This is a genomic window from Ensifer sp. 2TAB8 (assembly GCF_052115125.1).
Taxonomy (GTDB): domain Bacteria; phylum Pseudomonadota; class Alphaproteobacteria; order Rhizobiales; family Rhizobiaceae; genus Ensifer.
In genome coordinates, this window is the sequence record NZ_JBFRGB010000026.1 from 58,744 (window position 1) to 78,869 (window position 20,126).

General features: G+C 62.6%; 17 protein-coding genes. 14 read left to right on the plus strand and 3 right to left on the minus strand.

Features of this window, described 5'->3' with window-relative positions; all coding sequences use genetic code 11:
* Positions 1–16 precede the first annotated feature (16 nt).
* On the plus strand, positions 17–1,330 hold the full coding sequence (gene preA / locus AB4Z53_RS29150) for an NAD-dependent dihydropyrimidine dehydrogenase subunit PreA (protein ID WP_104668042.1): 1,314 nt from the start codon (positions 17–19) through the stop codon (positions 1,328–1,330).
* A gap of 76 nt (positions 1,331–1,406) precedes the next feature.
* Here the strand turns inward: preA and AB4Z53_RS29155 are convergent, their stop codons facing one another.
* Positions 1,407–2,429, minus strand: a complete 1,023-nt coding sequence (locus AB4Z53_RS29155) for a zinc-dependent alcohol dehydrogenase family protein (protein ID WP_441598965.1) — start codon at positions 2,427–2,429, stop codon at positions 1,407–1,409.
* A 106-nt stretch (positions 2,430–2,535) separates the two neighbouring features.
* On the opposite strand from AB4Z53_RS29155, the gene AB4Z53_RS29160 reads away from it, so the two are divergent.
* The 3 genes from AB4Z53_RS29160 to AB4Z53_RS29170 all read left to right on the plus strand — a co-directional run bounded on the left by AB4Z53_RS29160 (position 2,536) and on the right by AB4Z53_RS29170 (position 6,343).
* On the plus strand, positions 2,536–3,435 hold the full coding sequence (locus AB4Z53_RS29160; RefSeq protein WP_441598966.1) for a LysR family transcriptional regulator: 900 nt from the start codon (positions 2,536–2,538) through the stop codon (positions 3,433–3,435).
* 262 nt (positions 3,436–3,697) lie between these two features.
* Complete coding sequence (locus AB4Z53_RS29165) at positions 3,698–5,374, plus strand: adenylate/guanylate cyclase domain-containing protein (protein WP_441598967.1); 1,677 nt, start codon at positions 3,698–3,700, stop codon at positions 5,372–5,374.
* A 39-nt stretch (positions 5,375–5,413) separates the two neighbouring features.
* Complete coding sequence (locus AB4Z53_RS29170; protein WP_441598968.1) at positions 5,414–6,343, plus strand: DMT family transporter; 930 nt, start codon at positions 5,414–5,416, stop codon at positions 6,341–6,343.
* 16 nt (positions 6,344–6,359) lie between these two features.
* Here AB4Z53_RS29170 and AB4Z53_RS29175 read toward each other — a convergent pair whose 3' ends face one another.
* A complete protein-coding gene (locus AB4Z53_RS29175; protein WP_113535638.1) occupies positions 6,360–7,013 on the minus strand; it encodes a TetR family transcriptional regulator C-terminal domain-containing protein in 654 nt (217 codons plus the stop codon).
* Positions 7,014–7,296: 283 nt separating this feature from the next.
* Here AB4Z53_RS29175 and AB4Z53_RS29180 point away from each other — a divergent pair, with 283 nt between their 5' ends.
* Positions 7,297–8,547: a Zn-dependent hydrolase gene (locus AB4Z53_RS29180; protein WP_441598969.1), complete on the plus strand. Its 1,251-nt coding sequence runs from the start codon at positions 7,297–7,299 to the stop codon at positions 8,545–8,547.
* Between the two features lie 79 nt (positions 8,548–8,626).
* Positions 8,627–10,081: a dihydropyrimidinase gene (hydA, locus tag AB4Z53_RS29185; RefSeq protein ID WP_441598970.1), complete on the plus strand. Its 1,455-nt coding sequence runs from the start codon at positions 8,627–8,629 to the stop codon at positions 10,079–10,081.
* Between the two features lie 93 nt (positions 10,082–10,174).
* Here hydA and AB4Z53_RS29190 read toward each other — a convergent pair whose 3' ends face one another.
* Complete coding sequence (locus AB4Z53_RS29190; RefSeq protein ID WP_441598971.1) at positions 10,175–10,588, minus strand: cupin domain-containing protein; 414 nt, start codon at positions 10,586–10,588, stop codon at positions 10,175–10,177.
* Positions 10,589–10,709: 121 nt separating this feature from the next.
* Between AB4Z53_RS29190 and AB4Z53_RS29195 the strand changes: the two genes are divergently transcribed.
* The 8 genes from AB4Z53_RS29195 to AB4Z53_RS29230 all read left to right on the plus strand — a co-directional run bounded on the left by AB4Z53_RS29195 (position 10,710) and on the right by AB4Z53_RS29230 (position 20,113).
* The gene (locus AB4Z53_RS29195) at positions 10,710–11,501 is read left to right on the plus strand and encodes an ABC transporter ATP-binding protein (RefSeq protein WP_291156854.1); all 792 of its coding nucleotides are present in this window, start codon (positions 10,710–10,712) and stop codon (positions 11,499–11,501) included.
* Entirely contained in the window at positions 11,491–11,955 is a 465-nt protein-coding gene (locus AB4Z53_RS29200; protein WP_291156856.1) for a GNAT family N-acetyltransferase, read from the plus strand. Before AB4Z53_RS29195 ends, AB4Z53_RS29200 begins: the two co-directional genes overlap by 11 nt.
* Positions 11,952–12,287, plus strand: a complete 336-nt coding sequence (locus tag AB4Z53_RS29205) for a hypothetical protein (protein WP_291156858.1) — start codon at positions 11,952–11,954, stop codon at positions 12,285–12,287. Before AB4Z53_RS29200 ends, AB4Z53_RS29205 begins: the two co-directional genes overlap by 4 nt.
* A 2-nt stretch (positions 12,288–12,289) precedes the next feature.
* The gene (locus AB4Z53_RS29210) at positions 12,290–13,174 is read left to right on the plus strand and encodes an ABC transporter permease (protein WP_113535644.1); all 885 of its coding nucleotides are present in this window, start codon (positions 12,290–12,292) and stop codon (positions 13,172–13,174) included.
* Positions 13,171–14,040 (plus strand): ABC transporter permease, encoded by an 870-nt coding sequence (locus AB4Z53_RS29215; RefSeq protein ID WP_113535645.1) that lies wholly within the window; start codon positions 13,171–13,173, stop codon positions 14,038–14,040. Before AB4Z53_RS29210 ends, AB4Z53_RS29215 begins: the two co-directional genes overlap by 4 nt.
* 51 nt (positions 14,041–14,091) lie before the next feature.
* Positions 14,092–15,084, plus strand: a complete 993-nt coding sequence (locus tag AB4Z53_RS29220) for an ABC transporter substrate-binding protein (RefSeq protein WP_113535646.1) — start codon at positions 14,092–14,094, stop codon at positions 15,082–15,084.
* Between the two features lie 518 nt (positions 15,085–15,602).
* Complete coding sequence (locus AB4Z53_RS29225; RefSeq protein WP_113535692.1) at positions 15,603–16,784, plus strand: efflux RND transporter periplasmic adaptor subunit; 1,182 nt, start codon at positions 15,603–15,605, stop codon at positions 16,782–16,784.
* Between the two features lie 14 nt (positions 16,785–16,798).
* Entirely contained in the window at positions 16,799–20,113 is a 3,315-nt protein-coding gene (locus AB4Z53_RS29230; RefSeq protein WP_291156864.1) for an efflux RND transporter permease subunit, read from the plus strand.
* Positions 20,114–20,126: the final 13 nt, after the last annotated feature.

Genomic DNA, 20,126 nt, shown 5'->3' on the forward strand with positions numbered 1-20,126 from the left:
TCGGGAGGAGGAACCAATGGCTGATCTTCGCAATAACTTCGTCGGCATCAAATCCCCGAACCCGTTCTGGCTGGCATCCGCCCCGCCGACGGACAAGGCCTACAACGTCGAGCGCGCCTTCAAGGCGGGCTGGGGCGGCGTCGTCTGGAAGACGCTCGGTGAGGAAGGACCGCCGGTCGTCAACGTCAACGGACCGCGCTATGGCGCGATCTGGGGTGCCGATCGGCGCCTGCTCGGGCTCAACAATATCGAGCTCATCACCGACCGCGACCTCTATGTGAACCTGCGCGAAATGAAGCAGGTGAAGATGAACTGGCCGGATCGTGCCCTGATCGCGTCGATCATGGTGCCCTGCGAGGAAGAGGCGTGGAAGGCGATCCTGCCGCTGGTCGAGGAAACCGGCGCCGACGGCATCGAACTCAACTTCGGCTGTCCGCACGGCATGTCCGAGCGTGGCATGGGTGCTGCGGTCGGCCAGGTACCGGAATACATCGAGATGGTCGTGCGCTGGTGCAAGCAGTACACGCGCATGCCCGTCATCACCAAGCTGACGCCGAATATCACCGACATCCGCAAGCCCGCCCGCGCCGCCAAGGCCGGCGGCACCGACGCCGTCTCGCTGATCAACACGATCAACTCGATCGTTTCCGTCGATCTCGACAACTTCGCGCCGAACCCGACGGTCGGCGGCAAGGGCACCCACGGCGGCTATTGCGGCCCGGCGGTCAAGCCGATCGCGCTCAACATGGTCGCCGAGATCGCCCGCGATCCGGAAACCTACGGCCTGCCGATCTCCGGCATCGGCGGCATCACCACCTGGCGCGACGCGGCCGAATTCCTGGCGCTCGGCGCCGGCAACGTCCAGGTCTGCACCGCGGCCATGACCTATGGCTTCAAGATCGTCCAGGAAATGATCTCGGGCCTTTCCGACTGGATGGACGCCAAGGGCCACCGCAACCTCGACGACATCACCGGACGCGCGGTCCCGAACGTCACCGACTGGCAGTATCTGAACCTCAACTACATCGCCAAGGCGAAGATCGACCAGGATGCCTGCATCAAGTGCGGTCGCTGCCACATCGCCTGCGAGGACACCTCGCACCAGGCGATCACGCAGTTCGTCAACGGCGTACGCCACTTCGAGGTGATGGAAGACGAATGCGTTGGCTGCAACCTCTGCGTCAACGTCTGTCCCGTCGAAAACTGCATCACCATGGAAGAGCTGCCGGTCGGCACGATCGACCAGCGTACTGGCAAGCCGGTTGATCCGAACTATGCCAACTGGACGACGCACCCGAACAACCCGATGGCCCGCCAGGCCGCGGAATAACGATACCCGAGCGGGTTTGCCCGCACCGCATCGAACGAAGCCGCCGGACCTCCAGCCGGCGGCTTCGTCGTTCAACTCAGACCTCGACGACCACCTTGCCGAACGGACCGCGGTCGAGATGCGCGAGCGCTTCCGGCAATTCGGAGAATCGGTAGCGCGCGTCGATCACCGGCTTGATCCCCGTCCTGTCGATGGCGCCGACAAAATCTTCCAGCGCCCTGCGATGGGCGACGCCGATGCCCTGGATGACAGGCGATTTCAGAAGAACCGGCGTCACCGGCGCAGAGATCTCGGCGCCCTCGAATACCCCGATGACCGAAATCCTCCCTTGCACAGCCACCGCCTGCAGCGACTTTCCGAGATTGGCGCCACCGGCGAGTTCCAGGATGTGGTCGGCGCCGTGATCACCGGTGATCTCGAGGACACGCTCCGCCCAATCTTCCGACACGCGGTTGATGCCGTGATCGGCGCCGAGCGCCCGTGCACGGTCAAGCTTGTCCTGGTTGCTTGAGGTCACGATGACTTCGGCGCCGTGTGCCTTGGCGATCTGCAGCCCGAACAGCGAAACGCCGCCGGTGCCCTGCACCACGACACGGTCGCCGGCCTTCGGGTCTCCCCTCTCGACCAGCGCGAACCAGGCCGTCACCCCGGCACAGGGCAAGGTGCTCGCCTCGCCGTCGTCGAGGCTTTCAGGCGCCTTCACGAACCAGCCCTCCGGGAAGGCGACATATTGCGAAGCGACACCCGGATTGAGACCGCCGAGCGCGAATGAGGTGGGGTGACGGGCCGTTCCAGGCTTCTGGCCGTCGATCCAGGTGGGATCGAAGACGGAAATCACCCGATCGCCCGGTTGGAAACGGGTCACGCCGCGACCGACCGCTTCGACCACACCGGCCATGTCGGATCCCGGCACAAAGGGAAAAGAGAGCGGCATACCCATGCCGTTTTCCAGGACCAGCTTGTCGCGGAAATTCAGCGACAGGGCGGTCGTGCGAACGAGCACCTCCCCCGGGCCGGCCTCGGGAACGCGCCGCTCGGTGAGCTTCAGGTTGGAGGCACCGAACCTGTCGATGGTCCATTCCTTCATCAGTCTTGCCATGGTCATTCCTTTCATCGGTTTGATCTGATGAAGAAACCATAGCGTTGAAATTATCTCTCCAGTTGCGATATGATTTCGCCATATTGGTTCTCTGAAGGATACAAATATGAGCTACCTCAACGGTGTCTCTGTGTTCGTGGAAGCGGCCGATGCCGGCGGCTTTTCCGCCGCCGCCGAAAGGCTCAACCTGTCGCGCTCTGCGGTCGGCAAGACCGTTGCAAAGCTCGAACAGCGGCTGGGCGTTCGCCTTTTCCATCGCACCACCCGCACCCAGAGCCTGACCGACGAGGGCCAGCTCTTCTACGAAAACTGCCTGCGGGCGCTCGGCGAAATCCGGGCCGGCGAGGCCCTGCTGGAATCCGGCAAGCAGGAGATCCAGGGCCGCCTGCGCCTGTCGATGCCGGTGCATTTCGGTCGCCAGTGCATCATGCCGCTGCTGTCGGAACTGCTACGCACACACCCGCGCCTGGAGTTCGACCTCAATTTCAGTGACCGCAACGTCGATCTCGTCGAGGACGGCTTTGACCTTGCCATCCGCACCGGTCCGCTGCGCAGCGATCCGGAGCTGATGACGCGAAAGATCGTCGATCAGCGCATGACCGTCTGCGCCTCCCCGGCCTATCTCGAAGCGAACGGCACGCCGGAAACGATCGATGACCTGATGTTCCATAGGGCGATCCTCTATCGGCGCCGCGGTCAGCCGCATGCGTGGTCCTTCCCGGGAAAGGGGGCACAGGTGCGAACCGTCACGCCTCCGTCGCGGCTGCGGCTCGACGACCTGACGTCGATCGCGGATGCCGCAGCCGACGGCTTCGGCATCGCCTGGCTGCCCTGCTGGCTCGTCCGCAACTGCATCGCCTCTGGCTCGTTGGTTCGGATTCTCGTCGATACGCCGGCGCTCTCCTACGGCACCTATGTCGTCTGGCCGAAAACCCAGTACATGCCGTCAAAGCTGCGTCTGCTCATCGACACACTTGCCGCACGCCTGCCACCGATGATGGAATGACACGGCCTTGCGTTGGATCGGCGGGCAAGAAGGCCGAAGCTGGTGGCCGAATCCCGCTGAATAACCTTCCCGGCCGATAACGAACAGGACACGAAAACGAAACAGATTGTGTAAAAATGGTAAGTTGTCGGCCCGCGCGATCTGGATGATAAGGGAGAACTCACACGGGGGTGCGTGACGTTCGATCAACGATCAGCGACGCATCTTCCGACGGTTTTGACACTGCGGCCGGACGAAGCTCCGGCAGAGCCGGACTTGTTGCTTGACGATCATTTCGGCCAACCGACGCAAGCGAATACACCTCGTCTCCGGGGCCATCCTCGGTTCGTTCGTGGTGGCCCATTTCTTCAACCATTCGCTCGGCCTCATCTCCATCGACGCGATGGAGACCGCCCGCAAGGGCTTCAATCTGATCTGGCACAGCGTCCCCGGCACGGTGCTGCTCTATGGCGCCCTGCTCCTGCATTTCACCATGGCGCTCGAAAGCATCTATCGTCGGCAGACGCTCAGAATGCCCGCGCGCGAAGCTCTGAAGATCATCTTCGGTCTCAGCCTGCCTTTCCTGCTGATCGGCCACGTCACCGCTGCCCGCGTCGAACCGCTGTTCACAGGCATCGATACCAATTACCCGGACATGCTGCGAATACTCTGGTCGAATTCTTTCAATGCGACCAGGCAATCGCTTGCCCTCTTGCTCGTCTGGGGTCACGGCTGCCTCGGCGCCTGGTTCTGGATGCGCGGCCGCCCCTGGTTCCCCCGCTACGAGATCCTGCTTTACACGGTTGCGATCCTCGTACCGATTTTCGCACTGCTCGGCTTTGTCAACGGCGCCCGCTCGATGGAGGACGGCTACGCCGAACATGGCGGCTACGGCGACACGGCCTATCGGAAGCCGGCGGTCGATCTGACGCTCCTCGAGGATATCCGTCTCGGTCTCTATTTTGGTTTCGGCGGCCTGATCGCCGGCACCTTCCTGTTGCGAGCCATGCCGAAGGGCGGTCGCATTCGCGTCCGCTATCCCGACGGCCGCGTCGCGACCGTCAATCTCGGCTTCAGCGTGCTGGAAGCAAGCCGTGCGGCCGGTATCCCGCATGTCTCGGTCTGCGGCGGCCGTGGACGTTGCTCGACCTGTCGCGTGCGCGTCATCCAGGGACTGGAGGACCAGCCCGCCCCCGAGGACGCGGAGCTTGCGACGCTTACCCGTATCGGGGCGCCCGACAATGTCCGCCTAGCCTGCCAGTTCCGTCCGGTCCACAACGTCACGGTCGTGCCGATCCTCGACAGCGACAGTCTCGGCATCAAGAAGCAGCTCGGACGCGAGGGCGGCGAAGGCCGCGAACGGCGGATCGCCGTGCTCTTCTGCGATCTGCGCGGCTTCACCAGCATTGCCGAACACAAGCTGCCCTTCGACACCGTGTTCCTGCTCAACCGCTACTTCGAGATGGTCGGCGAAGCGGTCGAGGATTCCGGCGGCGTCATCGACAAGTTCATCGGCGATGGCGCACTCGCGATCTTCGGGCTCAAGAGCTCCTATAGCGAGGCCTGCCGGCAGTCGCTGGCAGCCTCCGTGCGGATATCCAAGGGCATCGAGACGCTCAACCAGACCTTCCGCGGCGAGCTTGACGAGCCGTTGCGCATCGCCATGGGGCTGCACGCCGGTCCCGCCATCATCGGCGAGATCGGCTATGGTCAGGCGACGTCGCTGACGGCGGTCGGCGATACGATCAATACCGCAAGCCGCCTGGAAGGCCTCGCCAAGGAACACGACGTGCAGCTCGCCGTTTCTACCGAACTCGTCAACCGGGCTGGCCTGGTGATCGAGGGGCACGAGCGGCTGGACATCAGCCTGCGCGGCCGGCAGGCGACGCTTGAAACCTGGATCGTCGAGGATGCCGCACGCATCTCCGAGGCCTTGCAACCAACGCCGTCAAGCGCTTAGTTGTCGTTCCCTTCTCCCTCATACTTCCCGGAATCGTGAATGAAGCAGGACGTATCCCCGAAAACGGCCCATCAGGTTCACGCGAAAGGCATCGAAAAGCTCAGGGCGCATCTGGCGATGATGAGCTTTGCCGTCCTGATCGCCGGCTCCTTCTCCTTCGGCGGGCTTGCAACCCAGCACATGGGCGCAGGGCCTTTGACGCTTTGGCGCTACCTGCTGACCGTAGTCGTCCTCGGTCTGATGACCTTCGGCTATGCGCGGGTGCCCTTCCACTTCCCCAAGCAATGGTGGCGTTTCCTCATCCTCGGCGGTCTGATCGCCGTCTACATGCTGACGATGTTCAAGGCGCTGGAGTTCACCAATCCGGTCTCGACCGGCGCCGTTTTCACGCTGATGCCGCTGCTGAGCGCCGGCTTCGCCTACCTGCTGCTCGGCCAGCGCACACGCCCGGGCGTCCTTGCGGGTCTCATCATCGCCGCACTCGGCGCCGTCTGGGTGATCTTCCGCGCAAATATCCAGGCGATCCTTGCCTTCGATGTCGGTCAGGGCGAGCTGATCTTTTTCGTCGGCGTCATCTGCCACGCCATCTATGTACCGCTGATCCGCAAGTTCGGACGCGACGAAAGCCCGTTCGCCTTCGGCTTCTGGGTTGCGGTCTTCACCGTTCCCTGGCTGCTGGTGCCCGGCGGCGTCGGCCTCGTCACCACCAATTTTGCAGCCCTGCCGGCAATCGTCTGGATCGCCGTCCTCTATCTCGCCGTGGTCACCACGGCGATCACCTTCCTGCTGTTGCAATACGCCTCGATGCGCCTGCCGGCATCGAAAGTGCTCGGCTACGGCTACCTGACGCCGACCTTCATCATCCTGCTGGAAGGCTTGCTCGGCCATGGTTGGACCAGCCTGCCGGTGCTTGCTGGCGCGCTCACGACTGCCTGCGGACTGCTGTTGATGGCGCTGTTGCCGGATTGAAAATCAGAAGAGCGACTCAGGCCGCCGGCTGCTCGCTCACCTGCAGCCCGTCGACGAAGAGCCGTTCGAGGAAGCGTGCCGCATCCTCGAAGCGCCCGTCCCCGGCATTGCCCTGGCCGAGCACGGCGCGCACCTGCACATCGAAGTCGGCATAATGCTGGGTGGTCGACCAGATCGCGAAGATCAGGTGATAGGGGTCGCATTTAGCAATCTTGCCGGCCTTGGCCCAGCTGCGGATCACCTCGGCCTTCTCGTCGACCAGCGACTTCAAGGGTCCCTTGAGTTCGTCTTCGATATGCGGCGCGCCCTGCAGCACTTCGTTGGCGAAAAGCCGGCTTTCGCGCGGGTAGTCGCGGGCCATTTCCAGCTTGCGCCGGATATAGCTGCGGATCTCCGCAACAGGATTTCCCTCGGCGTTGAATTCACGCAAGGGATCGAGCCAGGTATCGAGCACCCGGTCGATCAGCGCCCGGTGCATCGCTTCCTTGGTGCGGAAGTAATAGAGCAGATTGGGCTTCGACATGCCCGCCACTTCGGCGATCTGGTCGACGGTCGCGCCGCGAAAACCATTGGCGGAAAAGACTTCGAGCGCGGCTTCCAGGATGCGCTCTTCCTTTTCCTCCTGGATGCGTGTCCGCCTCTGGGTCCTGGCCGCTCTCGGTAGTACCATCTGTCCCCCTTGGCGATGCCCGCGCGCTCGTCGCGCAGGAACCGGTCTGCCCAATTTCTGGCCTCGCCATCTTCTTGGGCAACAACTTCGTTTTTTTGTTTTTCCGGCTTGAGTGCCGCAACGGAAGTTGTAATGTTTACCAACCGGTCAAATTATCAGCCAGTTCACCGCCAAAGGCAACGGCTGATCGAAGGGTACCAGAAAAAACCAAGCCTGGATTTGACCACGGGAACATAAGGGCGCGCCGATCAAGGCAAAGCCCTGAAAAGATGAGGAGACCGCCGTGGCTGCACCTGGCGAGAACATGCGCGTCAATGCCGACCGCCTGTGGGATTCACTTATGGAGATGGCCAAGATCGGCCCTGGTGTCGCGGGTGGCAACAACCGCCAGACCCTGACCGACGAGGATGCCGAAGGGCGCCGGCTGTTCAAGTCCTGGTGCGATGAGGCCGGGCTTACCATGGGCGTCGACACCATGGGCAATATGTTCTTCACCCGGCCCGGCACCGATCCGGATGCGCTGCCCGTCTATATCGGTTCGCACCTCGATACCCAGCCGACCGGCGGCAAATATGACGGCGTGCTCGGCGTGCTCTCCGGCCTTGAGGTCGTGCGTTCGATGAACGACCTCGGCATCAAGACCAAGCACCCCATTGTCGTGACCAATTGGACCAATGAGGAAGGCGCGCGGTTCGCGCCGGCCATGCTCGCGTCGGGCGTCTTTGCCGGCGTGCACACCCAGGATTTCGCCTATGGCCGCAAGGACCCGGAAGGCAAGACCTTCGGCGACGAGTTGAAGCGCATCGGCTGGGTTGGCGACGAAGAGGTCGGCTCCCGCAAGATGCACGCCTATTTCGAATATCACATTGAGCAGGGCCCGATCCTCGAAGCCGAGGGCAAGGACATCGGCGTCGTTACGCACTGTCAGGGCCTATGGTGGCTGGAGTTCACGCTGACCGGCCGCGAAGCCCATACGGGTTCGACCCCGATGAACATGCGCGTCAATGCCGGGCTTGCCATGGCCCGCATCCTGGAAATGGTCCAGGGCGTGGCGATGGAAAACCAACCAGGCGCCGTCGGCGGCGTCGGCCAGGTGTTCTTCTCGCCCAATTCCCGCAACGTGCTGCCGGGCAAGGTGGTCTTCACCGTCGACATCCGCTCGCCCGACAAGGCCAAGCTCGACCGCATGCGGGCGAAGATCGAGGCCGAGGCACCGAAGATCACCGAGGCGCTCGGCGTCGGCTGTTCCATCGAGGCGATCGGCCACTTCGAGCCGGTGACCTTCGACCCGAAGCTGGTGAACTCCGTGCGCAATGCCGCCGAGCATCTCGGCTATAGCCACATGAACATTATTTCCGGCGCCGGCCATGATGCCTGCTGGGCCGCCAAGGTGGCGCCGACGACAATGATCATGTGCCCCTGCGTTGGTGGTCTCAGCCACAACGAGGCGGAGGACATCTCCAGGGAGTGGGCCAGCGCTGGCGCCGACGTCCTCTTCCACGCCGTCGTCGAAACGGCCGAAATCGTCGAATGAGTTTGCGGGCGGGACGAAAGTTCCGCCCTTTTTCGTGGCGACCGTCTGGCCGCCGGAAGCGCAATCGCGAGGAACAATCATGAGCACTGTCATCAAGGGTGGAACCATCGTCACGGCCGACCTGACTTACAAGGCGGACGTCAAGATCGAGGGCGGAAAGATCGTCGAGATCGGCCCGAACCTGTCGGCCAGCGAAACGCTGGATGCGAGCGGCTGTTACATCATGCCCGGCGGCATCGACCCGCATACGCATCTCGAAATGCCCTTCATGGGCACCTATTCCTCCGACGATTTCGAAAGCGGCACGCGCGCGGCCCTTGCCGGCGGCACGACGATGGTGGTCGATTTCGCGCTTCCCTCCCCCAACCAGTCGCTGCTCGAAGCGCTGACCATGTGGGACAACAAGTCGACCCGCGCCAATTGCGACTACTCCTTCCACATGGCGATCACCTGGTGGAGCGAGCAGGTCTTCAACGAGATGGAGACCATCGTCAAGGACAAGGGCATCAACACCTTCAAGCACTTCATGGCCTATAAGGGCGCGCTGATGGTCGATGACGACGAGATGTTCTCGTCCTTCCAGCGTTGCGCCGCCCTTGGCGCGCTGCCGCTGGTGCATGCGGAAAACGGCGACGTCGTCGCCCAGTTGCAGGCGAAGCTGCTTGCCGAAGGCAACAACGGGCCGGAAGCACATGCCTATTCGCGTCCGGCCGAGGTCGAAGGCGAAGCGACCAACCGCGCGATCATGATCGCCGACATGGCGGGCTGCCCGGTCTACATCGTGCACACCTCCTGCGAACAGGCACATGAAGCGATCCGCCGCGCCCGCTCCAAGGGCATGCGCGTCTTCGGCGAGCCGCTGATCCAGCACCTGACGCTCGACGAAACCGAATATTTCAACAAGGACTGGGACCATGCGGCCCGCCGCGTGATGTCGCCGCCCTTCCGCAACAAGCTGCATCAGGACAGTCTCTGGGCCGGCCTCGCCTCCGGCTCGCTGCAGGTGGTGGCGACCGACCATTGCGCCTTCACCTCCGAGCAGAAGCGCTTCGGCGTCGGTGATTTCACCAAGATCCCGAACGGCACAGGCGGCCTCGAAGACCGCATGCCGATGTTGTGGACCCACGGCGTCAACACCGGCCGCATCACCATGAACGAGTTCGTGGCGGTGACCTCGACCAACATCGCCAAGATCCTCAACATCTACCCGAAGAAGGGCGCGATCCTCGTCGGCGCCGATGCCGACCTCGTCGTCTGGGATCCGAAGCGCACGAAGACGATCTCCGCCAAGAGCCAGCAGTCGGCGATCGACTACAACGTCTTCGAAGGCAAGGAGGTGAAGGGCCTGCCGCGCTACACGTTGAGCCGCGGCGTCGTCGCGATCGAGGAAAGCACGATCAAGACCCGCGAAGGCCACGGCGAATTCGTCCGCCGCGATCCCTTCCCGGCAGTCAGCTCCGCCCTTTCGACCTGGAAGGAAGTGACAGCACCCCGCGCCGTCCAGCGCACCGGCATTCCGGCCACGGGCGTCTGAGGGCTCATGTTTCGCGGCTTGCACTTCTTCGCGCCGCTCTGTCCCACCGGACATGTCCCGCCACATTGGCGGGACGCCTCGGCGTGGGATCCGTCAGGCGGGCACGAGCGCATCGAGTTCGGGCAGGAGCACGAGGCTTTCGCGTTGGTTCGGGTCCGTGCGTGCGATGACCGCCGAACAGGGCTCGCTCGACCGGTTCTCCGGAAGGTGCGGCATGCCGGCGGGGATGTAGACCATCTCGCCGGCCCGAGCGATGACGTGCTCCTCCAGCCGCTCGCCGAACCAGGTCCAGGCCTCGCCCGAAAGCACATAGATCGCCGTCTCGTGGCTCTCGTGCAGGTGCGCCTTGGCACGCGCGCCCGGTGGGATCGTGACGATATGCATGCAGAGCCCCGTCGCCCCGACGGTCTCCGCCGCAATGCCCTCGAAATAGTTGAGCCCCTGCTGGCCGGCCGTCACGCCATCAGGACGAACCACGCGACAGCCCGGATTGGATGATCGAGACATGAGCGTTCTCCAGAATTCCCTGAAAAACCAGCAACAAACGGCTCCGCACCCAAATCCGCGATTGCATGTTGCCGGTCCGGATAGCAGTCTGACACAGACCAGCCAGAATGAGTATTCGCCGATGACGTCCAATACCGCATCCGTGGTTTCGGCCCGGGACCTCTGCCTGACCTTCGAAACTGCCGATGGACCGGTTCACGCGTTGACCGGCGTCAATCTCGACGTTGCCAAGGGCGATTTCGTTTCCTTCATCGGCCCGTCCGGCTGCGGCAAGACGACCTTCTTGCGCGTGATCGCCGATCTCGAAAGGGCGACCTCCGGCAAGATCAGCGTCAACGGCATGACACCCGAGGAAGCACGCAAGCAACGGGCGTACGGCTACGTGTTCCAGGCGGCCGCGCTCTATCCCTGGCGCACCATCGAAAACAACATCGCCCTGCCGCTGGAGATCATGGGCTATTCGAAGGAAGAGAAGAAGGCGCGCATCGAGCGCACACTCGACCTCGTCAATCTCTCCGGCTTCGGCAAGAAATACCCTTGGCAGCTTTCGGGCGGCATGCAGCAGCGCGCCTCGATCGCCCGCGCACTGGCGTTTGACGCCGACCTGCTTTTGATGGACGAGCCCTTCGGTGCGCTCGACGAGATCGTCCGCGACCACCTGAACGAACAGCTCCTCAAGCTCTGGGCCCGCACCAACAAGACGATCTGTTTCGTCACCCACTCGATCCCTGAGGCGGTCTATCTCTCCACCAAGATCGTGGTGATGAGCCCGCGCCCCGGCCGCGTCACCGACGTGATCGAATCGCCGCTGCCGCGCGAACGGCCGCTTGGCATTCGCGAAACGCCGGAGTTCCTGGAAATCGCCCATCGCGTCCGCGAAGGCCTGCGTGCAGGACACAGCTATGACGAATAGCATCGGCATCCGCCGGGCCGAACGGGACGACATGGCCGCCTGCGCCGGCATCCTCAATCGCTGGATCGACGCGACGCCCTGGATGCCGCGCGTCCACGATCATGCCGATGTGGAGCGCTACTACGCCGAAACCGTCTTTGCCGAACGCACCGTGATCCTGGCGGAGGAGGATGGCGAGATCGCCGGCTTCCTTTCCCTCTCCGACGACCACCACGTCACCGCGCTCTATATCGACAAGCGGCACCGCGGCGCCGGTATTGGCGCCCGTCTGATCGCCACCGCCAAGGCGATGTCACCGGACGAATTGAGCCTGTGGACCTTCGAACACAACCGTGATGCCCAGCGCTTTTACGAGCACCAGGGCTTCGAAGCGGTACGATGGACCGACGGTGACAACGAGGAGCACCTGCCGGATATCCTCTATCGCTGGCGCGGCAGGGAGGTGCGGGTATGAACCTTGCCTTTGGCCTCTGGATGCTTTTGGCGACGACGATTTTCCTTGGCGGCGCCACCGCCTCGCGCGCCTATGTCTCCAACAATCACCTCGGCATGCTCTGCCTCGCCCTCGGGCTCTACGTAATCGGCAACATCATCATGGTGAAGCTCATGCGCGAGGGCGGCCTCGGCCTTGCCATCTCGCTTTCGGCGATCGTGCAGCTCGTGATGGTCAATGTCATCGCCTTCGCGGTGTTCGGCGAACGATTGAGCCTCACACAGGCCGCCGGCGTGCTTCTCGGCATCGTCGCCATGGGCCTGATGTTGTTCCCCGCAAGCGGAAAGGCGTGACGATGCAGGAACCGAGTTTCATCAGGGACAAGTTGGTGCCGGTCGGCACCGTCGTCCTGCTGCTGATCGCCATCTGGTATGTCGCGGTCGTCTTCCTCAACGCGCCCTTCGAGCGCGATACGGCCGCGCGGGCCGGCACCGAGATCAGCTTCTCCGACATCGTGCGCAACACCATGGCGCAGGAGCGCCCGGTGCTGCCGGCGCCGCATCAGGTGATCGCCGAGATCTGGGATACCACCTTCAACAAGGCGATCACCTCGAAACGCAGCCTCGTCTATCACGCCTGGGTCACGCTTTCCGCGACCCTGCTCGGCTTCGGCATCGGCGCGGCACTCGGCATCCTGCTCGCGGTCGGCATCGTGCACAATCGCGCCATGGACCGCTCGCTGATGCCCTGGGTGATTGCCAGCCAGACGATCCCGATCCTCGCGGTCGCACCGATGATCATCGTCGTCCTCAATGCCGTAGGCATCTCCGGTCTGCTGCCGAAGGCGCTGATCTCCACCTACCTGTCCTTCTTCCCCGTCGTCGTCGGCATGGTGAAGGGGCTACGCAGCCCGGAGACCATCCAGCTCGACCTGATGCACACCTATAACGCCTCGTCGGCACAGACCTTCTGGAAACTCCGCTGGCCTTCGTCGATGCCCTATCTCTTCACCTCGCTGAAAGTCGCCGTCGCCATCTCGCTGGTCGGCGCAATCGTTGGCGAACTGCCCACCGGCGCCGTCGCCGGCCTCGGTGCCCGCCTGCTCGCCGGCTCCTATTACGGTCAGACGGTGCAGATCTGGGCGGCACTGTTCATGGCGGCGGCCCTCGCCGCAATCCTCGTCATGATCGTCGGCTTCGCCCACACGGCCGTCCTGAAGCGCATGGGAGCCAAGCCATGAACCTTCCCATCCTTGTGGCCGCGATCGTCTTCTGGCTCGCCGCCTGGGCCTTCAACGAATGGCTGGTGCGCCAGAACTTTGAGAGCCCCGCCGCCAGAAGCGCTGCGCACTTTGCCGTGCCGCTGATCTTCGGCATCACCATCCTGGTCCTCTGGGAAGGCATCGTGCGGGGTTTCTCCGTGCCATCCGTTCTGCTGCCGGCCCCCTCGATGATCTGGCACAAGCTGATCAACTCGCTGCCGACGCTCGGCGCCGATTTCCGCCAGACCTTCCTGAAGGCGGTACTGATCGGTTACGCGCTCGGTTGCGGTCTCGGCTTCGCGGTCGCGATCCTTATCGACCGTTCGCCCTTTCTGCAGAAAGGCCTGCTGCCGCTCGGCAACTTCGTCTCCGCCCTCCCCGTCATCGGCGTTGCGCCGATCATGGTAATGTGGTTCGGCTTCGACTGGCAGTCGAAGGTTGCCGTCGTCGTCATCATGACCTTCTTCCCGATGCTGGTGAACACGGTCGCCGGCCTTGCCGCCGCCAGTCACATGGAACGCGACCTGATGCGCACCTACGCCGCGTCCTGGTGGCAGACCCTCGTCAAGCTGCGCCTGCCGGCCGCCTGGCCGTTCATCTTCAACGCGCTCAAGATCAATTCGACGCTGGCGCTGATCGGCGCCATCGTCGCCGAGTTCTTCGGGACCCCCATCGTCGGCATGGGGTTCCGGATTTCCACGGAAGTGGGACGCATGAATGTCGACATGGTCTGGGCCGAGATCGCCGTTGCGGCGGTCGCTGGTTCCGCCTTCTACGGGGTGGTTGCACTCATCGAGCGTGCCGTCACCTTCTGGCATCCTTCCATCCGCGGAGGGCGCGCCTGAGCCTGCTTAAAGAACTTTAATAAAATGAAGTAAAAACAAGAGGGAACTGACATGAACAAAAGACTCGCATCGCTTCTCGCCGCAGGCGTCTTTTCGCTCGCAGCGTTCCAGGCCGAGGCCGCCGACAAGGTGACGCTGCAGCTGAAATGGGTAACCCAGGCACAGTTCGCAGGCTATTACGTCGCCAAGGACAAGGGCTTCTACGAGGAGGAAGGCCTTGACGTCGACATCAAGCCCGGCGGTCCGGATATCGCCCCAGCACAGGTGATCGCCGGCGGCGGCGCAGATGTGATCGTCGACTGGATGCCTTCAGCGCTTGCCACCCGCGAAAAGGGCGTACCGCTCGTCAACATCGCCCAGCCCTTCAAGAAATCCGGCATGATGCTGACCTGCCTCAAGGAAACCGGCGTCACCAGCCCCGACAAGTTCAAGGGCCAGACCCTCGGCGTCTGGTTCTTCGGCAACGAATATCCGTTCCTTTCCTGGATGTCGCACCTGAAGATCCCGACCGATGGCGGCCCGAACGGTGTCACCGTCCTAAAGCAGGGCTTCAACGTCGACCCGCTGATCCAGAAGCAGGCCGCCTGCATCTCGACCATGACCTATAACGAGTACTGGCAGGTGATCGACGCCGGCATCAAGCCGGACGACCTCGTCACCTTCAAGTATGAAGATCAAGGCGTCGCGACCCTGGAAGACGGCCTCTACGTGCTCCAGGACAAGCTCAAGGACGCTGCCTTCAAGGAGAAGATGGTCAAGTTCGTGCGCGCCTCGATGAAGGGCTGGAAGTACGCCGAGCAGAACCCGGACGAAGCCGCGGATATCGTTCTTGAAAACGACTCCACCGGCGCGCAGACGGAAAAGCACCAGAAGCGCATGATGGGCGAAGTGGCGAAGTTGACCTCCGGCTCGAATGGCGCACTGGACGAAGCCGATTACAAGCGCACGGTACAGTCCCTGCTTGCAGGCGGTTCCGATCCCGTGATCTCCAAGGAGCCGGAAGGCGCCTGGACCCACGAAATCACGGACGCCGCACTGAAGTAGACGGTAGCCAAAACGTCAAAAGAGGGTCGCACGATCGTGCGGCCCTCTTCCGTTTTCTTAGCGGCCGTTCGCATCCGCCAAGTTGCCGCCGGGTACCGGGCGTGGGGGTGGTAACGCAGCTGGCAACGGCGCTACCTTTGCTCGCCATTGTCAAGATCGTGTCAAGATCGCAACCATAACCGCAGAACAGGTTGAATATTGAGGCACCATTGCTTCGTGCACTCTTGTAAGCGTCCAAAGCCGAGATTACATAGGCCCGGATGTTTGTTGGAGGCAGGCATGGCGGAGGACACCCTTTTCCCGATGCATTGCCTGCGGTAACCGGTCCCAGTTCCGCCCGCGTCTACGGTCTGATACCGTGCACGCGGAGCGCGAAATGCGGAGAAGCGCAGTCTCCTGTCCCCGTGCAATCCGCCGGGGCGCGATGTCGGCGTGATAAAATCGCCTGATTGCCCGTGGATCCTGCCTTGAGCGGTGATCCGCTCGATATTGTTTCCATTGCCGGGACTGTAAAGCCGATGGCTCAAAAAGTATTGCCTGTTCTCAGCGTGTGCGCTGCGATGACCTTTGGTTCGCTTTCGCCGGCCCGGGCCGAGGAAGCGGCGCAACCGAAGCCGGCGCTCCCCTCCATCGTCGTGACCACGGCGGTCGACCAATCGATCAGCGACCGCGTTGTTGCGACCGGAACCATACAGGCGGTGGAACAGGTCTATGTCGCCCCGATGGTCGACGGTCTTTCGATCCGCACACTCAATGTCGATGTCGGCGACAGGGTCGAAGCCGGCAGCGTGCTCGTGGTCCTCAACGACGACGCGCTTCGCCTGCAGAAGAGCGAACTCGAAGCGTCGCTTGCCAAGGCAGAAGCCGGGCTTGCGCAGTTGAACGCACAGCTCAGCGAAACCAAGGCCAACAACGATGAAGCCAAGCGCGTCAGCGAACGTGCCGCCGAACTCTCCAAGAACGGCACCGTTTCGACGGCCGAAGCCGACCGGGTCCGCGCGCTCGCCATCGCGACGCAGGCGCGTGTCCTCTCTGCCGAGCAGGCCGTCGCCGTTGCCAATGCCGACATCAAGGTAGCCGAAGCGCAGATCGACGACATCGATCTTCGCCTCGCCCGCACCTCGGTCAAGGCCCCCGTCAGCGGTGTCATCTCGGCCAAGAACGCCAAGGTCGGTGCGATTGCCACCGGCAACAGCGAACCGCTCTTCGCCATGATCCGCGATGGCGCGATCGAGATGAAGGCAGACGTCGCGGAAGCCGATATCATCAAGCTCGCGGTCGGCCAGCCGGCTATCGTGACGCTCGCTGGCGGCAACACCAAGGTCGAGGGCACGATCCGTCTGATCGCCCCGACGGTCGATCCCGTCAGCCGCCTCGGCACCGTCTTCATCAGCCTGGCGGATACCGAAAAGGCACGTGCCGGCATGTATGCAAGCGCGCTGATCACCGCCGAACAGAAGCAGACGGTGGTTCTGCCGCAAACGGCCGTTACCAATGAGAACGGCCGCACCATCGTTCGCAAGGTCGAAAACGGCGTCATCCGCATCCTGCCAGTCAGGACAGGGATTTCCGACGGCAAGTTCATCGAGGTTCTCGAAGGCTTGAAGGCCGGCGAGGAGGTCGTGGCCCGGGCCGGCGCCTATGTACGCGACGGCGACCACATCAACCCCGTCAAATCAGCACAACCCGCGACCAACTGACAGGAAGCGTGACCATGAACTTCTCAGCCTGGTCCATCCGAAATCCGATCGCTCCGATCCTCGCCTTCGTTGTGCTGCTCGTACTCGGCTATCAGTCGTTCGTACGTCTGCCGATTACCCGCTTCCCCAACATCGACGTGCCGATCGTATCGATCAGCGTGGCGCAGAGCGGCGCATCGCCGGCCGAACTCGAAACCCAGGTCACCAAGGAAATCGAGGACGCGGTCGCCAGCGTCACCGGCGTCGACCATATCCAGTCGACCATCAACGACGGAACGTCGACCACGGCCGTCATCTTCCGCATGGAAGTACCGACGACGCAGGCAGTGCAGGACGTCAAGGACGCCATCGACCGTATCCGCGGCGACCTGCCCACCTCGATCGAAGAACCGATCGTCTCGAAGGTCGACGTCGAGGGTCAAGCGATCCAGACCTTCTCGGTTTCCGCACCCGGCATGTCGCTGGAAGAACTCTCCTGGTTCGTCGATGACGTCATCAAGCGCGAAATCCAGGGTAAAAGCGGCATCGGGCGCGTCGACCGCTACGGCGGCGCCGACCGCGAAGTTCGCGTCGAGCTCAATGAAGACAAGCTGAATTCGCTCGGCATCACCGCCGCCGACGTCAACGGCCAGCTCCGCCGCATGAACATGGACCTGGGGTCCGGACGCGGTCAGGTGGGCGGCAGCGAACAGGCGATCCGCACACTCGGTGACGCCCGCAACGTCGACCAGCTCGCCAACACGATGATTTCGGTGCCGAGCGGCCGCTTCGTTCGGCTCTCCGAACTCGGCACCGTTACCGATACCTATGAGGAGCCCCGCTCCTTCTCGCGCTTTAACGGCAATCCCGGCGTGACCTTTGCGGTCTTCCGCGCCAAGGGTGCCAGCGAGGTGAGCGTCGCCGAAACCGTTGCCAAGTCGCTCGAAAAGATCCGTGCGGCGAACCCTGACGTCACCATCGAGATGGTCGACGATTCCGTCTACTTCACCTACGGCAACTATGAAGCGGCGCTAGACACGCTGATGGAGGGCGCGCTGCTCGCCGTCATCGTCGTCATGCTCTTCCTGCGCAACTGGCGGGCCACGCTAATTTGCGCCATCGCCTTGCCGTTGTCTGCCGTTCCGACCTTCTGGGTCATGGAACTGCTCGGCTTCTCGCTCAATCTCGTCAGCTTCCTCGCACTGACACTTGCAACCGGCATCCTTGTGGACGACGCCATCGTCGAGATCGAGAATATCGAGCGGCATATCCATATGGGCAAGTCGCCCTACCGGGCTGCGATTGAAGCGGCGGATGAAATCGGCCTCGCGGTGATCGCAACCACGTTCACGATCATCGCGGTTTTCATCCCGGTGTCGTTCATGCCGGGGATTGTTGGCCAGTACTTCATCCAGTTTGGCCTGACCGTGGCCGTTTCGGTCTTCTTCTCGCTGCTCGTCGCACGCCTGATAACGCCCGTCATGGCCGCCTATATGATGCGTCCTTCCAAACTTGACGGGCATCATGCCGAAGACGGCACTCTGATGCGCAACTACACGCGTCTGGTTCATGCGACGACGAAGCGCTGGTACATGCGCTACCTAACGGTGCTCATCGCGATCGGCGTGACCGTGGCCTCCATGGTCGCTCTGTTCATGTTCGTGCCCGGCGGGTTCCTGCCTCCGGACGACACATCGCGTGTCAGCCTGTCCGTCGAACTGGCGCCTGACGCCATGCTGGAAGACACCGACCGGACGACCGCGCAGATCTACGAAAGGGTCAAGGACCTGGACGGCGTCGAAAGTGTGTTCGTGCTTGGCGGTGCCTCGCCGAAGGGCGACCTGGAACTGCGCCGGGCCACCGTGACGGTGCTGCTCGAAAAGCGCGACCACTCGCTCTTGAATAAGGTCGTCAACGACGTCTTCGGCAAGCTGCCGGTCGTCGGCCCGTATTTGCCGAAGTTGCCGCCGTCGGGACGCATCATTCCGCAGTCGCAGATCGAGAAGGAGATCTTCGCCCGCGTGCGCGATTTGCCGGATGTCCGGGTGATCAAGCTCAACGACCGCGGCGAGCGGGAACTGTCGTTCAATCTGCTTTCCAACAACGAAGCCGATCTCGACAAGGCCGTCGGCATTCTGGAAGGAAAGCTGCGCAGCGATCCGTTGCTCGCCAATGTCAGCCCGGACGGCGCACTCCCCCGTCCCGAGCTGCAGATCCGTCCGCGTGACGAGCAGATGTCGCGCCTCGGCATCACCACCGCGCAGATCTCGGAAGTCATCCGTGTCGCCACCATTGGCGACATCGACGCCGCCCTGACGAAAATTGCGCTCGATGGTCGGCTGATCCCGATCCGCGTTCAGGTCAACCGCGATTTCCGCACGGACATCGCCGCGATCCGCAATCTGAAGATCCAGACCGCTTCGGGCTTGACGGTGCCGCTGTCGAGCGTCGCCGACATCAACTATTCCGAAGGCCCGAGCTCCATCAAGCGCTACGACCGCAACCGCGTCGTCGCGCTCGGTGCGGATCTTCCGATCGGCGTGGCACTCAACACCGCCTCCGCACGCTTCCTGCAGATTGCGGACGAAGCCAAGATGCCGTCCACTGTTCAACTTCTGAAAAGCGGCGACGCAGAGGTCGAAGAGGAAATGCAGCAAAGCTTCGTCAACGCCATGCTGCTTGGCCTGATGCTGGTGCTGGTGGTGCTGATCCTGCTCTTCAAGGACGTGATCCAGCCATTCACCATCCTGTTCTCGCTGCCGCTTGCGATGGGAGGTGTCGCGGCCGGACTGATCCTGACGCAGAACTCACTGTCGATGCCGGTGCTGATCGGCATCCTGATGCTAATGGGTATCGTCACCAAGAACGCCATCCTTCTCGTCGACTTCGGCATCGAGATGATGCACCACGGCATGGACCGGAAACTGGCAATGATCGAAGCTGGCCGCAAACGCGCGCGCCCGATCATCATGACATCGATCGCCATGTCGGCGGGCATGCTGCCCTCCGCGCTCGGCGTGGGTGAAGGCGGTTCCTTCCGTGCGCCAATGGCAATCGCGGTAATCGGCGGCATCATCGTCTCGACGATCCTGAGCCTCGTCGTCGTGCCATCCTTCTTCCTGATCATGGATGACCTGTCGCGCCTGCTCGCCTGGATCTTCGGTCGCTTCGTCGGCAAGAAAGACGACGAGAACCTGCCTCTCGATCGCGAGGCCCTGACGGGTCTCGTGCAAGAGCAGAGCAAGACGATCGAAGGTCTGGAAGATCGGTTGAAGACACTGGAATCGGAACAGACCAAGGGACGATCCGGCGGCAAGGTCATCAACCATCCCGCACTCGCCGCCGAATAGATCGTTGGCCTGA